The sequence below is a fragment of the Pseudomonas sp. CGJS7 genome, assembly GCF_036961695.1.
Map to the genome: position 1 here is coordinate 1 of NZ_JBAMDI010000192.1, position 14944 is coordinate 14944.

The window sequence follows — 14944 nt, forward strand, 5'->3', positions numbered from 1 at the left end:
TGGCCAATTTCCGCCCGCCGTTCACCGTTGCCGCCGCTACCGTATTCGCGGGTAAACCCGTTCCTACGCCGGATCGGGGGTGGACACAGGTCGGTGGTTGGGCACAGGCCGTGGTGTAGGAGCGGGTTCACCCGCGAAAGGGCCGGGCCTGCTGGCCAATTTCCACCCGCCGTTCACCGTTGCTGCCGCCACCGTATTCGCGGGTAAACCCGCTCCTACACAGATTGGTGGCGGACACACATACAGCGAAACCGCAGGGGTCAGAAGGCTTGCGGCATCTCGCCCTTGGCCAGGCGCCGGTTGATGTCGGCAATCACTTCGGGCAGGTCGTTGATGGTGTCGATCAGGTAGTGCGGGCGGGAGCCGGCAAACAGTGCATGGATGCGCTGGCGCTCGCTTTCCAGTTTCTCGGCACTCAACGCCCGGAAGCCTTCCCAGGTCAGGCCCAGAGCATTGCCCGAGCAGACCAGCGCCACGGTCCACATGCCGGCACGGCGGCCTTCAAGAATGCCAGGCACGGTGTCGTCCACCTTCACGCAGGCCGCTACATCGTCAATCCCCAGCGCAATCACGTTGGCCAAGGCCTGGGCCGGCCATGGGCGGCCGTTCGGGGTTTCATCGGTGGCCACTACATGGTCGGCTACGTAGCCGTTCTGCGCAGCCAGTTCCACCACCTTGTCCATCACCACTTTCGGGTAGCCCGAGCACGAGCCGATCTTCAGGCCGTCCTGGCGTAGACCGGTGAGGGTGTCCAGCGCACCGGGGATCAGTGCCGAGTGCACGGCGATCTTCTCGATCTGCAGCGGCATGAAGCGGTTGTAGATGGCGGTGACGTCATCATCGGTCGGGGTACGGCCGAACACCTTGCGGTAGCGCTCGGCAATTTCCGGTACGTCGCACAGGGTGCGGATATGGTCCCATTTGCCCATGCCCATCGGGCCTCGGGCTTCCTCGATCGAAACCTGCACGTCGAACTCGGCAAAGGCCTCGACAAAGATCTGGGTGGGAGCGAATGAGCCGAAATCGACCACGGTGCCAGCCCAGTCGAGGATGGCGGCTTGCAATTGGGTGGGGTTGTTGTAGTTCATGTGCGCAAATTCCTGAGTTCGGGTGGGCAAAGCGTCAGATGTCCAGCACTTCCATTTCCCGCAGCACGTCGGCCACGGCATTCACGGCGGCCTGCATGCCGTCCGCCCCTACCACACCGATACAGCCGACGCGGAAGGTTTCGACCTGGGTCAACTTGCCCGGGTAGAGAATGAAACCCTTGGCCTTGACCCGCTCGTAGAAGTCCTTGAACTGGTAGCGGGCATCGGTGGGGGCGTGGAAGGTGACGATGATTGGCGCCTGGATCTCGGCAGGCAGGAAACTGCGCAGGCCGATGGCTGCCATGCCGTCGAGCAGCGTCTTGCAGTTGTCTGCGTAGCGCTGGTGGCGGGCGGGAAGGCCACCTTCCTCGTTGTATTGCTGCAGTGCTTCGTGCAGTGCAGCGACCACGTGGGTAGGCGGGGTGAAGCGCCATTGCCCGGTCTTGGCCATGTAGGCGTGCTGGTCGTGCAGGTCCATGGCCAGCGAGTGGGCATTGCCTTCGGCGGCCGCCAGGGCGTTTTTTTCGGCGAAGACGAAGCCCATGCCGGGTACGCCTTCCAGGCACTTTCCGGAGGCCGCGATCAGTGCTTCGAAGGGTATTTCGCGGGCATCGATCGGCAGTGCACCGAACGAGCTCATGGCATCGATGATCAGGCGCTTGCCATGGCGTTTGATCACCTGGGCGATCTCGGGCAGCGGGTTGAGGATGCCGGTGCTGGTTTCGCAGTGGATCAGCGCCACATGGGTGATGGCCGGGTCTTCGGCCAGCAGCCGGTTGACGTCGGCGGCGGTGGTCGGCTGGTCTTCGGCCGTTTCGAAGGTGCTGTAGGTGCGACCCAGCACTTTGCAGATCTTCGCCAGGCGCTGGCCGTACGCGCCGTTGATCAGTACCAGAACCTTGCCATCGCGTGGCACCAAGGTGCCGATGGCCGCTTCCACGGCGAAGGTACCGCTGCCTTGCAGGGGCACGCAGTGGTGGCTGCTGGCGCCGTCGATGATGGCCAGCAGTTGTTCGCAGACGCTGGCAGTCAATTGGTTGAAGTCACGGTCCCAGGAGCCCCAGTCCACCAGCATGGCTTGGCGGGTGCGGATTGATGTGGTCAGGGGACCTGGGGTCAGCAGAATCGGGGCGTTGCTCATTCCGTTATTCCTCACAAGCGGTGGGCTGAAACTACGGGGCCTAGGTTGCAATTCACGCTGCCATCAATCAAATTGTTTGTTGTTATCCCAGCTATAAGTCAGGCCGATGAATATGAACCTGTTCCAGCTACGCGCCTTCGACGCCGTGGCCCGTGAGGGCAGCTTTACCCGTGCTGCCGAGCGCCTGTTCATCAGCCAGCCGGCGGTGACCGGGCACGTCAAGGCCCTGGAGGAGCACTACCAGATCACCTTGTTGCGGCGTACTGCACGGCGCGTGGAGCTGACCGAGGAGGGCACGCGCCTGGCGGCCATCACCCGCGCCATGTTCGGCCTGGCCGAAGAAGCGCAGGCCATGCTCGAGGCCAACCGCCAGTTGCTGACCGGGCGCCTGGAGGTAGCTGCCGACGGCCCGCACCGGGTCATGCCGATGCTGGCGCTGCTGCGTGAACGGTACCCAGGCGTCACCGTCAACTTGCGCCTGGGCAATGCTCAGGAGACCTTGACTGCGCTGCTCGGCGAGCATGCCGACGTGGCGGTGCTGACCGAAATAGAGCCGCGCAAGGGGCTGCATCTGCAAAATCTCTGTGAGTCGCGCCTGTGTGCGCTGTTACCGGTGGGGCACACCTGGGCCAGCGAGCGGGAGGACTTGCCGTTGGCCGAGCTGCACCAGCAGATCATGGTGCTGCGCGAACCCAGCTCCACCACCCGGCGCACCTTCGACAAGGCCTGCATCAAGGCGGGCGTGCATCCGCGTGTATTGCTGGAGCTGGACAGCCGGGAGGCGGTAACCGAGGCAGTGGCCTCGCAGCTGGGGATTGGCGTTGTTTCTTCCACTGAAGTGGCCAATGATCCCCGTGTGGTGGCACGCCCATTGGCCGGCGAGGGCCTTGTCAACCAACACGTAATCGGCTGCCTGGAGCGTCGTCGCGAACTGCGCCTGATTCAGGCATTCCTGGGCCTGGCAGCGGGGCTATGATGGCTGTTTGCTGCGGGGCACCCTAGGCTCTGTATGAAAAGCCTTGATACTCGGTGATGCTGCGTTGAAAACAGCCTCGGAATGCTCATTTACAACCCGTAAACTCCGCTTCCTCGGCTGTTTTCGCCTTGCCTGACCTTCGTCTCAAGGCTTTTCATACAGACCCTAATATGGCCGGCAATCAGCCGACAGGACCGTCGATGAGCGACAAAGACACCATTTCCATGCAGCTGGTGCGCGAAGCGCTGTTGCAGACCTGCCCTGCCGGTGAGCCTGACAGTGGCTTGCTGGCCAGGGCGGGCATCGCCGTTGAACAACTGCACCTGCCAGAGGCAAGGGTCAGTGCCGAGTCCTATGCCCGCCTGTGGCGCTTGCTGGCCCGGCGCTGCAACGACGAATTCTTCGCGATGGACCCGCGCGGTCTGTGCAGTGGCAGCCTGGCGTTCATGTGCCGTGCCAGCATGGGCCAACCGACCCTGGGCGCAGGCCTGGAAACCTCGTTAGCATTTCTGTCGCTGATGCTTCAAGACATGCAGCCCAGCCTGGTGCGCCAGCAAGGCCTGGCCGAAATTGTCATCAATGAGCCGCGTGACGAACCGCGCCGCGCGTTCACCTATTTCACCTTCTGGATGATCGTGCATGGGGTGACCTGCTGGCTGGCCGGGCGGCGCATCCCGATTCTGAGCATTGATCTGCGTTGTGCCGAACCACCCTTTTGCGACGACTACCGGGTCATGTTTTCGGAGAACCTGCATTTTGAGCGTCCACGCACACGCATGATCATTGCTTCGCAATACCTCGACTTGCCCCTGCGGCGCAGCGAGGAGGAGCTGCAGCGTTTTCTGGCCGAAGCGCCGGGCAATATCCTGGTCAAGTACCGTGACCCGGCCAGCCTCGGGCGGCGTATCCGCACCGACCTGTTGCGCCTGGCCCCTGAGCAATGGCCCGATGCTGACCGCCTGGCCCGGCAGCTGTGCCTGTCGCCATCGACCCTGCGGCGGCGTCTGGCAGAAGAGGGGCAGAACTACCAGGGCTTGAAGGACAGCGTACGACGGGAGCTGGCGATCGCCTGGCTCAGCCAGGAAGACGTGGCCATGGGCGAGCTTGCCGAGCGTTTGGGGTTCGCCGACAGCAGCTCGTTCTATAAGGCATTTCGCAAGTGGTTCGGCTGCAACCCGGGGCATTATCGGGCATTGATCCAGGCGCGAGGGGCAGGGCACTGAAGGGCGAACGCTTCCTGCCGTAGCGCATTACCGCGCGGGCCCAGAAGGCTTACCGAGCAGGCGCCGATCGAACCCGTTCCCTCTGCATCCTGGTCCGGCATTTGAACAACATGGTTGGCTTCGTCAAATAGCTGTGGAACCCACCATGATTATCAATGCGACTGACCATGACCCATTCATCGGTGCCCGATTACCTGAGTGGCTCAAACGCGCGTCAAGGGGCCAGATCAACACCCTGCGCACCAGCCTGAACGCGCACCACGCCAGCCAAGCACGCTTGAGTGGCCTGACACTTGAGTTACTGCCGCTCCAGCAGTTTGCCGAGAAGCACCTGGCGGCGTTGCTGGATGCACCGTTGCCGGACGGGCAGGTATTTGCCCAGCTCGAGTGGCTGCGGGTGGCGCCACGCTTCGGCACACTGCCAGGTACCTTGCAACAGACATACGGGTACAGCCAGACGCGTGAGAACGGGTTACTGCGGCTGATGCGCAACTTTGCTGCGAATACCCGCTACTACGAGGGCACGGGGCTGGTTTTGCCAGGCAGCGATAAACCATTGAATGCATCGCTGGAAGCATTGATTACGGCCTGTCGCAATCTGGACGTTGGTCAGCGTTATCAGGACGCGTTGCAAAGGATCTTCCCGCCAGCTACCCAGGCGGTGCTGGCTGAAGACAAACGTTCGGGGTTGAAGCTGGCGACCGAGCTTGCGGCTTTGCAGGGAAACATAAGCGTCGATGTGCAGCTTGCCTTGCGTGAGGTGGTGGACCCCGCTCAGGAGCGGCGACAACAAGGCCTCGAAGGCAAACCCATGCTGTTGAGGGCAATAGGGAAACCTGTGGTCGATGGCTTGCTGATTCACCTGCATGACAAGGCGGGAAATGAACGGGGCATCGTACTTTACCTGCCTGGTGATCCCCGGCAGGCATTGCGGTTCTTCGACAATGCCGCCTCCATGAACAGTACCGTGGCGATGTTGTTGCAAGATCCCGGTTACTGGCAGTACTTCACACAGCTCATCAGCCTTGAGCACCGTGCAGGTTTTGTCAGTACCCTCGGCAAGCGCCTGAAAGACAAGCTGCCGGACCTGGAGCTTGAGGGTGAAACACCTGGAGGAGGGGTTTTCACGCAACTGGCGACTCGGCAAGTGCAACGGGTCAAGGAAGATGCCCGGTTGCTGCTGGTACCAACCGCTGACGCTGATAGCCGGGCGATTAGCGCCAGACACGCTGAGTGGAAGGCGGCAGGTCTGGACCTGGTAAACCTCGCCGGCCTTTTCATCCCGGCTGTGGGGGGCGTGCTGCTGGGGCAGGTGGTTGCCCAGACGTGCGCCGAAGTGTTCGAAGGGATGAGGGATTGGTCGAAGGGGCACCAACACGAAGCGCTGCAGCATCTGCTGGGGGTCGCCGAAACCTTGGCGGCTACCGCGGCGACGGTGGCGGGTGTCAGTTTTGTGCGCAGTGCGTTTGTCGCGGGCCTGGAGCCGGTAAGCGTTGGGAATGGGCGCGGTCGGCTGTGGCAGTTCAACGCCAGGAATTATCGATCATTGCCGGGCCCTGTCGATCTGCTCGAGGAGGAGCGCGGTGGCGAGGCGGGCTGCCGCTGGGTCCGTATCGATGGACGTTCCCTCGAAGTGCACCAGCCCGTCGCCGATGGCCCCTATCGCCTGCGCCATGCAGCGAGTGAGGGGGGCTACGGGCCGGTCGTGTTGCACAACGGTGAGCGTGGCTGGCAGCTGATGCGTGAACAACCCTTAAGCTGGCAGGCGCCTGCCCGCATGCTGGATGCATTATGGCCACAGCTTTCCCCTGTCGACGCGCATCAGGCCGAGCAGATAATGCGGGTGGCAGGTATCGATGCAGACTTGTTGCGCGGCGTTCTCGTGGAGAATCGCCCGGCGCCGGTGAGCCTTGGCCAAACGTTGCGCGCCTTCCAGGCGCATGCACGCATTCAAAGGTTTTTCCAGCGTGTTCGGCTGAAGGCGTTGATGCCATCGGACAGGGAGCTGCTGGCCTGGTGTGAAGCAAGGCCAGGCGTGGGCGCCGGACTGGAGCAGATGCAGGTGCATGAGGCCGGGTTGCGGCCGCAATTGTTTGCTCACCTGACAGAACAGTCACTGGCAGCAGACCCGCTCAGCATGTTGGTAAAACGCGACTTCCCGGGTTTGCCTTCGGCCTACATAAATGAAGTAACCGGCCAGGCGCATGAGCTTGAGCACCAAATGGCGCGGGTCGAGCGGCGGCTGCCATTGCCGTGCGCGAAGAACGCCCGTTCGCTCTTGCGTCTGGCTCGCCTGAGCCGGGGGCTGGCGGGGTTGTATCTGAGCACGGCGTACAGTGATGTCACCGGCGAGTTGGCCCTTGCGTTGCTGGATAGCTTCGAACTCGAGCAACTTGACCTCGACTTGCGCGACCGCGGGCTGGATGGGCGGTCTATCAGGCGCCTCGGTAGCGGCGGGCGAACCGAGGCAAGAAGAATAGTGGTCCGGCATGAAGGCAGGTTTCTGATCTACAACGGGTCAGGTGTGCCACACGTGCTTATCGCTGACGAGCCGGGATGTATCTTCGAGGCGCTTTTTGCCGCACTGACATCAGAGCAGCGGGCAGCGATGCAACTGGTGGGCAGTGCGGCGGCGAGCCAACTGCGTGAGAAGCTTCTGGCGCGGTTACCCGCTACCCATTGGGATATCGCGCGCATGCTCGGCTGGCCAGAGGAGCAGGCCTGGCTCAATCCAGGGCGTCGCATGGACGATGGGCGCGTGGGATACCCGCTCAGTGGTCGCCCTGGCGCTGCTCCCAGGGATGAGCGAGCGATCATTCGCGATCAGCTACGATCGCTTTATCCTGGCCTGGACGAGGCCGCGCTCGATGTGGAGCTGGCGCGTGTGCAACAAGGCCCGCAGCCAGTCTTCGAGCGCCTGGTAGAACTGCAGGAAGCACATGACCAGCTAGTGCTGTACCTCAACCGCTGGGTCGGTGCCGAGTTGCAGGAGGGTCGACGCGCCGACCGCAGGTTGACGGCCGACAGCATCCTGCGAGCCTGGCGACTGCAGGGCGAGCCTGTTTCGGCCGGCGAGGGGCAAACACAGGGGCAGCGCTTGTCGATGAGCGGTTTGAGTTTGCGCACACTGCCGGCACTACCGCCGCACATCGATTTCCATCGCATTACCCTGCTGAGCGTGAACGACACCCTGATTACTGACATTCCGGCCGACTTCCTTCGCCCGTTTACTGCCTTGACGCACCTGAACCTCAACAACAACGCGTTGATGCGTCTACCAACAGGCATTGCCCATTTACCGAATCTTCAATCGCTTCGGTTGGCGCATAACGAGATACGCCTCGACGCCCAGGCGATCAGCGTTCTGCATGGTTTGTCCAACCTTGTGCATCTTGATCTCAGTCATAACCGGCTGGAAGCGCTCGACATGAGCTTCCACCAACTTTCTCGGCTGACAAGCCTGAACCTGCGTCATTGTCGGCTGGGCAGCTGGCCGCGTCGCCTGGAGCTCTGTGGTCTACTTGAACGTGCTGACTTGCGCAACAACCAACTCCGCGAAGTGCCCACCGAGATCCAGCTGATGCCTTATGCATTTCGACAGGCCATTCTGATGGAGGACAACCCCTTGTCGGTCATGCAGCAACGAAGGTTGTATGCCCTCGATGTGATCGAAGAACACCGGCACTCACCTGAGCAGTTGGGGTCAGTTGACCTGGCCAGGGCCCGTACGCGTTGGGTAGGCCATACGGATGCGACGGTTCAGGCCGAGCGTGAGGCCGTGTGGCTGCGGTTGCTGGCGCAAGCAGGTAGCAGCGGGTTGTTCAGGTTGTTGGCTCGCCTGGAGATGACTGCGGACTACAGCCAAGCGGGTGAAGGGCGGGATGCGCTGGTTGACGGGGTATGGACACTGCTGGCTACGCTGGACGGCGACCCGGTGCTGTGCCGGCGGATTTTTGAGCGGGCCGGCCTGCCGCTGTCATGTTCGGACGCCGTTGCCAGCCATTTCAGTGCATTGCAGGTATTGGTGAGGCAGGCGCAGGCCGAAGCCGCCGCAGTCAACCCTGAACGCAGGGGCGAGTTGCTTGAACTGGGCAGGCAACTGTTCCGGCTGGATCAACTGGAAGGGATTGCCTACCAGGATGGCCGGCAGCGTCTGGCTGCCAGTGAACATGTTGACCAGTTGGCATTGGGGCTGGCTTACAGGGTGCAACTTCGTAGCCGTTTGCGGTTGCCCAACCAGCCGTATGCCATGCGCTATCCCGAGTCTGTCGCGCTGACACAGGCCCAGGTAGAGGATGCGTTCCTGCGGGTTACGCGCGCGCAGACCATCGAGGGCCTGACCGATAGCCTGAGCCAGCGCGCGTTCTGGCGCCGTTACCTGCGCCAGCAACATGACCAAATGTTCGATGCCCTCAGTGCGGATTACACTCGGCGCACGCTTGAGCTGCAGGCTCAACGTCCTGTCTTGGCGCCCGCGGCCTTCGAGCAGCAACTACGCCGGCTGCAGGAACAGCAGGTCCTCGATATCGAGCGCCTGGTCGCAGGGCTCACCCAGTCCTACCTGCGTGCAGCCGAGCGCGCAGAGGGGTGATTAGCGGCGGCCAAACCAGTCATCCAGATTGACAGCTTTGGCCATTGCCGCCGCGCATGAGCGGCGCGAACATCGTCGGACCGATGCTTCAACTCCAAAAACAAGAAACCAGGAGTCCGATGATGCGCGATTACGCCGAGGCCGCTCGTACGTTCGACCATGACCAGGCCGTTGTGACGGCATTGCACGGCAACCTTGAAGCCCTTAATGCCTGTGTCGAATGCTGTGACCGGCATGCCGGTGACGGCAGGCTGGCACTGATTCATGAGGACCGCGATGGTAACAGCGCGCGCTATAGCTTCGATCAGCTTCAGGTGCAGGCTGCCCGGTTCGCCAATGTGTTAAAGGCGCAGGGGGTAGGCGCCGGAGACCGGGTTGCCGGCTTGATGCCGCGTACCCCTGAACTGCTGGTGACCATCCTCGCTACCTGGCGCCTCGGGGCGGTTTACCAGCCCTTGTTCACCGCGTTCGGCCCCAAGGCCATCGAGCACCGGCTTGAGCAATCCCATGCCCGAGTGGTGGTCACCGATAGCCACAACCGCGCCAAGCTGGACGACGTGCATGCCTGCCCGACCATCATCACTGTCAAGGCCCGCAGTGGTGAGCTGGACTTCCAGCAATGCCTGGAACGCGCAGCGGACGTATGTGAGCCGGTGATGCGCTCAGGCAACGATCCATTCCTGCTGATGTTCACTTCCGGAACCACTGGCCCGGCAAAACCCCTGGAAGTGCCACTGCGTGCGATCGTCGCGTTTCAGGGCTACATGCGTGATGCCATCGAGCTGCTGCCCGAGGACAACTTCTGGAACCTGGCCGACCCGGGTTGGGCTTACGGCTTGTATTACGCCGTTACCGGTCCGTTGTCGCTGGGGCACGCCACCACGTTCTACGATGGCCCGTTCAGTGTCGAGAGCTGCGCCCGGGTGATCGACAAGCTGGGTATCACCAACCTGGCCGGTTCGCCGACCGCGTATCGCTTGCTGATTGCGGCGGGCAAAGATTTCTCGGCACCGATCAAGGGCCGCCTGCGGGTGGTCAGCAGTGCCGGCGAACCGCTTAACCCCGAGGTGATCCGCTGGTTCGCCGACGAGCTGGGCGTGACCATTCACGATCACTACGGCCAGACCGAACTGGGCATGGTGCTGTGCAACCACCATGGCCTGCAGCATCCGGTGCACCTGGGTTCTGCCGGCTATGCCATCCCCGGCCACCGCATCGTGGTGGTGGACGAGCAGGGCAACGAACTGCCAGCCGGCCAGCCAGGCATCCTCGCCGTTGACCGTGAGCAGTCGCCGCTGTGCTGGTTCGGCGGTTACCACGGCCTGCCGACCAAAGCCTTCGTCGGCAAGTACTACCTCAGCGGCGACACTGTCGAGCTGAACCCGGATGGCAGCATCAGCTTCGTTGGCCGTAGCGACGACGTGATCACCACCTCCGGTTACCGGGTGGGGCCGTTCGATGTGGAAAGCGCGTTGATCGAGCACCCGGCGGTGATCGAGGCAGCGGTGATCGGCAAGCCCGACCCGGAGCGTACCGAGCTGATCAAGGCGTTCGTGGTATTGGCCAGCGGCTACGCCGGCAGTGTCGAGCTGGAAGAAACCTTGCGCCAGCATGTGCGCCAGCGCCTCTACGCGCATGCCTACCCCAGGGAAATCGAATTCGTCAGCGAGCTGCCCAAGACCCCGAGCGGCAAGCTGCAACGCTTCATCCTGCGCAACCAGGAAGTCGCCAAACAACAAGCGCAACAGGCCACCCCTGCCAGCGTCTGAAAGGAAAGTACTCATGCACATAGCCAATAAACATTTCATCGTCAGCGGCGCCGCTTCCGGGCTGGGTGCTGCGACTGCACAGATGCTGGTCGAGGCTGGCGCCAAGGTCATGCTGGTCGACCTCAATGCCCAGGCTGTCGAAGCCAAGGCCCGCGAACTGGGCGACAATGCCCGTTTCACCGTGGCTGATATCAGTGACGAGCAGGCGGCCCAGTCGGCTGTCGATGCAGCTGTCAGCGCCTTTGGCAGCTTGCATGGGTTGGTCAATTGTGCCGGCATCGTCGGTGCCGAGAAGGTGCTGGGCAAGCAGGGCCCGCATGGCCTGGCCAGCTTCGCCAAGGTCATCAACGTCAACCTGATCGGCAGCTTCAACCTGTTGCGTCTGGCTGCGGCGGCCATGGCCGAAGGGGCTGCCGATGAGAGCGGCGAGCGTGGGGTCATCATCAACACGGCCTCCATTGCCGCCTATGACGGCCAGATTGGCCAGGCCGCCTACGCTGCCTCCAAGGGGGCCATTGCCAGCCTGACCTTGCCGGCCGCGCGCGAACTGGCACGCTTCGGCATCCGCGTGATGACCATCGCTCCGGGTATCTTTGAAACCCCTATGATGGCCGGCATGAGCGAAGAGGTACGTGCTTCGCTGGCTGCCGGCGTACCGTTCCCGCCCCGCTTGGGCCGCCCGCAGGAATACGCCGCGCTGGCCCGCCATATCATCGAGAACAGCATGCTCAACGGTGAGGTCATCCGCCTCGACGGTGCGCTGCGCATGGCTGCCAAGTAAGGAGAGCGAACATGACCCTCGCCAATGACCCCATCGTTATCGTCAGCGCCGTGCGCACGCCCATGGGCGGGTTGCAGGGCGACCTCAAGAGCCTGACTGCGCCGCAACTGGGCAGCGCCGCCATTCGTGCTGCCGTGGAACGTGCCGGCATCGATGCCGCCGGTGTCGAGCAGGTACTGTTCGGCTGCGTGCTGCCGGCCGGCCAGGGCCAGGCGCCGGCACGCCAGGCCGCGCTGGGCGCCGGGCTGGACAAGCACACCACCTGCACCACCCTGAACAAGATGTGCGGCTCGGGTATGCAAGCCGCGATCATGGCCCATGACCTGCTGCTGGCCGGCACCGCAGACGTGGTAGTGGCGGGTGGCATGGAAAGCATGACCAACGCGCCGTACCTGCTGGACAAAGCCCGTGGCGGATACCGCATGGGCCACGGCAAGATCATCGACCACATGTTCATGGACGGCCTCGAAGACGCCTACGACAAAGGCCGTCTGATGGGTACCTTTGCCGAGGACTGTGCCCAGGCCAATGCCTTCAGCCGCGAAGCCCAGGACCAGTTCGCCATCGCCTCGCTGACCCGAGCGCAGGAAGCCATCAGCAGCGGCCGTTTTGCCGCCGAGATCGTGCCGGTGGAAGTCACCGAGGGCAAGGAAAAGCGCGTCATCAAGGATGACGAGCAGCCGCCCAAGGCGCGTCTGGACAAGATTGCGCAGCTCAAACCGGCGTTTCGTGAAGGCGGCACCGTGACGGCGGCCAACGCCAGTTCGATTTCCGACGGCGCTGCGGCGCTGGTACTGATGCGCCGCTCCGAGGCCGACAAACGTGGCCTCAAGCCATTGGCCGTCATCCACGGCCACGCCGCCTTTGCCGACACCCCGGCGCTGTTCCCGACCGCCCCGATCGGCGCTATCGACAAACTGATGAAACGCACCGGCTGGAACCTGGCCGAAGTTGACCTGTTCGAGATCAACGAGGCCTTCGCCGTGGTCACCCTGGCGGCCATGAAACACCTCGATCTGCCACACGACAAGGTCAATATCCACGGCGGCGCTTGCGCCCTCGGCCACCCGATCGGCGCTTCTGGCGCACGTATTCTGGTCACCCTGTTGTCGGCCTTGCGCCAGAACAATCTGCGTCGAGGTGTGGCGGCCATCTGCATCGGCGGTGGCGAGGCCACGGCCATGGCTGTTGAATGCCTGTACTGAGGTGAACCATGCTGGTAAATGACGAGCAACAACAGATCGCCGACGCGGTACGTGCCTTCGCCCAGGAGCGCCTGAGACCGTTTGCCGAGCAATGGGACAAGGAACATCGCTTCCCGAAAGAGGCCATCGACGAGATGGCCGAACTGGGCCTGTTCGGCATGCTGGTGCCGGAGCAGTGGGGCGGTAGCGACACCGGTTATGTGGCCTATGCCATGGCCTTGGAGGAAATCGCTGCGGGCGATGGCGCCTGCTCGACCATCATGAGCGTGCACAACTCGGTGGGTTGCGTGCCGATCCTGCGCTTCGGCAACGAGCAGCAGAAAGAACAGTTCCTCACCCCGCTGGCGACAGGTGCGATGCTCGGTGCTTTCGCCCTGACCGAGCCGCAGGCTGGCTCCGATGCCAGCAGCCTGAAGACCCGCGCCCGCCTGGAAGGCGACCATTACGTGCTCAATGGCAGCAAGCAGTTCATTACCTCGGGGCAGAACGCCGGCGTCGTGATCGTGTTTGCAGTCACCGACCCGGAGGCCGGCAAGCGTGGCATCAGCGCCTTCATCGTGCCGACCGATTCGCCGGGCTACCAGGTAGCGCGGGTGGAGGACAAACTCGGCCAGCACGCCTCCGACACCTGCCAGATCGTTTTCGACAATGTGCGCGTGCCAGTGGCCAACCGGCTGGGCGCGGAGGGTGAAGGCTACAAGATCGCCCTGGCCAACCTTGAAGGCGGCCGTATCGGCATCGCCTCGCAAGCGGTGGGTATGGCCCGCGCGGCGTTCGAAGTGGCGCGCGACTACGCCAACGAGCGCCAGAGCTTTGGCAAACCGCTGATCGAGCACCAGGCCGTGGCGTTTCGCCTGGCCGACATGGCAACGAAAATTTCCGTTGCCCGGCAGATGGTATTGCACGCCGCTGCCCTTCGTGATGCGGGGCGCCCGGCGCTGGTGGAAGCGTCGATGGCCAAGCTGTTTGCCTCGGAAATGGCCGAAAAGGTCTGTTCGGACGCCTTGCAGACCCTGGGCGGTTATGGCTATCTGAGTGACTTTCCGCTGGAGCGGATCTACCGCGACGTTCGGGTTTGCCAGATCTACGAAGGCACCAGCGACATTCAGCGCATGGTCATTGCGCGCAATCTTTGAAGGAGCAGACTGCATGGCATTCGAAACCATCCTGTTGGACATCCACGGCAAGGTTGGCCTGATCACCCTCAACCGGCCGCAGGCGCTCAATGCGCTGAACGCGCAGATTGTCGGCGAGATCAACCAGGCTCTGGACCAGCTCGAGCGCGACCCGAACATCGGCTGCGTGGTGCTGACAGGCTCGGCCAAAGCCTTTGCTGCTGGCGCCGACATCAAGGAAATGGCCGAGCTGCAATACCCGCAGATCTACGTCGACGACCTGTTCAGCGACGCCGACCGCATCGCCAATCGCCGTAAGCCGATCATTGCTGCAGTGTCTGGATTTGCCTTGGGCGGCGGCTGTGAGCTGGCGATGATGTGCGACTTTATCCTCGCTGCGGACAATGCCAAATTTGGTCAACCGGAAATCAACCTGGGCGTGCTGCCGGGCATGGGCGGTACCCAGCGCCTGACGCGTGCGGTGGGTAAGGCGAAGGCCATGGAGCTTTGCCTGACCGGCCGCCTGATGGGCGCGGAAGAAGCCGAGCGTGCAGGCCTGGTGGCGCGGATCGTGCCGCAGGCAGAGCTGGTGGAAGAGGCGCTGAAGGTGGCGGCGACCATTGCCAGCAAGTCGATTCCGGTGAGCATGATGGTCAAGGAGAGCGTCAACCGGGCATTTGAAGTCACCCTCAGCGAGGGGGTTCGCTTTGAGCGTCGGGTCTTCCATGCGGCTTTCTCCACCGAAGACCAGAAAGAAGGCATGGCCGCATTCATCGCTAAGCGCGAGGCACAGTTCAAGGACCGTTGATCAGACTCGGTTCGTTGCCGTTGCCGTTGCCGTTGCTGTGGCTTTTGCTTCGAAGTGCGCGATAGTTCAGGCGACGCAGATTGCGACTTCAGGAGGCCGAGCGTAGGGCTTGCGGAGGGAGGTGACGGGCATGGATGCCCGTCAAGCGCTGAGGCCCCATGGATGGGGCCTGCAGCGCGTACTCCCGGGAGCAAGCCCGGAGCGAGGGAACCCCGGAGCGTAGCGCAGGGGCCGGATGATGGGAGCG

General features: G+C 62.8%; 10 protein-coding genes. 8 read left to right on the top strand and 2 right to left on the bottom strand.

Features of this window, described 5'->3' with window-relative positions; all coding sequences use genetic code 11:
- Positions 1-260 precede the first annotated feature (260 nt).
- Positions 261-1088, bottom strand: coding sequence for a phosphonoacetaldehyde hydrolase (phnX, locus tag V7787_RS49440; protein WP_003250077.1), 828 nt, complete (start codon positions 1086-1088; stop codon positions 261-263).
- 34 nt (positions 1089-1122) lie between these two features.
- Positions 1123-2229: a 2-aminoethylphosphonate--pyruvate transaminase gene (locus V7787_RS49445; protein ID WP_104887318.1), complete on the bottom strand. Its 1107-nt coding sequence runs from the start codon at positions 2227-2229 to the stop codon at positions 1123-1125.
- A 112-nt stretch (positions 2230-2341) separates the two neighbouring features.
- Here V7787_RS49445 and V7787_RS49450 point away from each other — a divergent pair, with 112 nt between their 5' ends.
- The 8 genes from V7787_RS49450 (at position 2342) to V7787_RS49485 (ending at position 14697) form a co-directional block, all read left to right on the top strand.
- A complete protein-coding gene (locus tag V7787_RS49450; RefSeq protein ID WP_336094926.1) occupies positions 2342-3205 on the top strand; it encodes a LysR substrate-binding domain-containing protein in 864 nt (287 codons plus the stop codon).
- 200 nt (positions 3206-3405) lie between these two features.
- Positions 3406-4428: an AraC family transcriptional regulator gene (locus V7787_RS49455; protein WP_020192118.1), complete on the top strand. Its 1023-nt coding sequence runs from the start codon at positions 3406-3408 to the stop codon at positions 4426-4428.
- Positions 4429-4573: 145 nt separating this feature from the next.
- Entirely contained in the window at positions 4574-9019 is a 4446-nt protein-coding gene (locus V7787_RS49460) for an NEL-type E3 ubiquitin ligase domain-containing protein (RefSeq protein WP_104887319.1), read from the top strand.
- A gap of 122 nt (positions 9020-9141) precedes the next feature.
- Positions 9142-10788: an acyl-CoA synthetase gene (locus V7787_RS49465; RefSeq protein WP_144180099.1), complete on the top strand. Its 1647-nt coding sequence runs from the start codon at positions 9142-9144 to the stop codon at positions 10786-10788.
- A gap of 13 nt (positions 10789-10801) precedes the next feature.
- Entirely contained in the window at positions 10802-11569 is a 768-nt protein-coding gene (locus V7787_RS49470) for an SDR family NAD(P)-dependent oxidoreductase (RefSeq protein ID WP_064492895.1), read from the top strand.
- Positions 11570-11580: 11 nt separating this feature from the next.
- Complete coding sequence (locus V7787_RS49475; RefSeq protein WP_010953196.1) at positions 11581-12774, top strand: acetyl-CoA C-acyltransferase; 1194 nt, start codon at positions 11581-11583, stop codon at positions 12772-12774.
- Positions 12775-12782: 8 nt separating this feature from the next.
- Positions 12783-13910, top strand: coding sequence for an acyl-CoA dehydrogenase (locus V7787_RS49480; RefSeq protein WP_064492896.1), 1128 nt, complete (start codon positions 12783-12785; stop codon positions 13908-13910).
- Positions 13911-13923: 13 nt separating this feature from the next.
- Positions 13924-14697, top strand: coding sequence for an enoyl-CoA hydratase (locus tag V7787_RS49485; protein WP_003250095.1), 774 nt, complete (start codon positions 13924-13926; stop codon positions 14695-14697).
- Positions 14698-14944: the final 247 nt, after the last annotated feature.

Excerpts from the sequence above, each read along its gene's own strand:
- phnX (WP_003250077.1), bottom strand. The coding sequence starts at position 1,088 with ATGAACTACAACAACCCCACCCAATTGCAAGCCGCCATCCTCGACTGG.
- V7787_RS49445 (WP_104887318.1), bottom strand. The coding sequence starts at position 2,229 with ATGAGCAACGCCCCGATTCTGCTGACCCCAGGTCCCCTGACCACATCA.
- V7787_RS49450 (WP_336094926.1), top strand. The coding sequence starts at position 2,342 with ATGAACCTGTTCCAGCTACGCGCCTTCGACGCCGTGGCCCGTGAGGGC.
- V7787_RS49455 (WP_020192118.1), top strand. The coding sequence starts at position 3,406 with ATGAGCGACAAAGACACCATTTCCATGCAGCTGGTGCGCGAAGCGCTG.
- V7787_RS49460 (WP_104887319.1), top strand. The coding sequence starts at position 4,574 with ATGATTATCAATGCGACTGACCATGACCCATTCATCGGTGCCCGATTA.
- V7787_RS49465 (WP_144180099.1), top strand. The coding sequence starts at position 9,142 with ATGCGCGATTACGCCGAGGCCGCTCGTACGTTCGACCATGACCAGGCC.
- V7787_RS49470 (WP_064492895.1), top strand. The coding sequence starts at position 10,802 with ATGCACATAGCCAATAAACATTTCATCGTCAGCGGCGCCGCTTCCGGG.
- V7787_RS49475 (WP_010953196.1), top strand. The coding sequence starts at position 11,581 with ATGACCCTCGCCAATGACCCCATCGTTATCGTCAGCGCCGTGCGCACG.
- V7787_RS49480 (WP_064492896.1), top strand. The coding sequence starts at position 12,783 with ATGCTGGTAAATGACGAGCAACAACAGATCGCCGACGCGGTACGTGCC.
- V7787_RS49485 (WP_003250095.1), top strand. The coding sequence starts at position 13,924 with ATGGCATTCGAAACCATCCTGTTGGACATCCACGGCAAGGTTGGCCTG.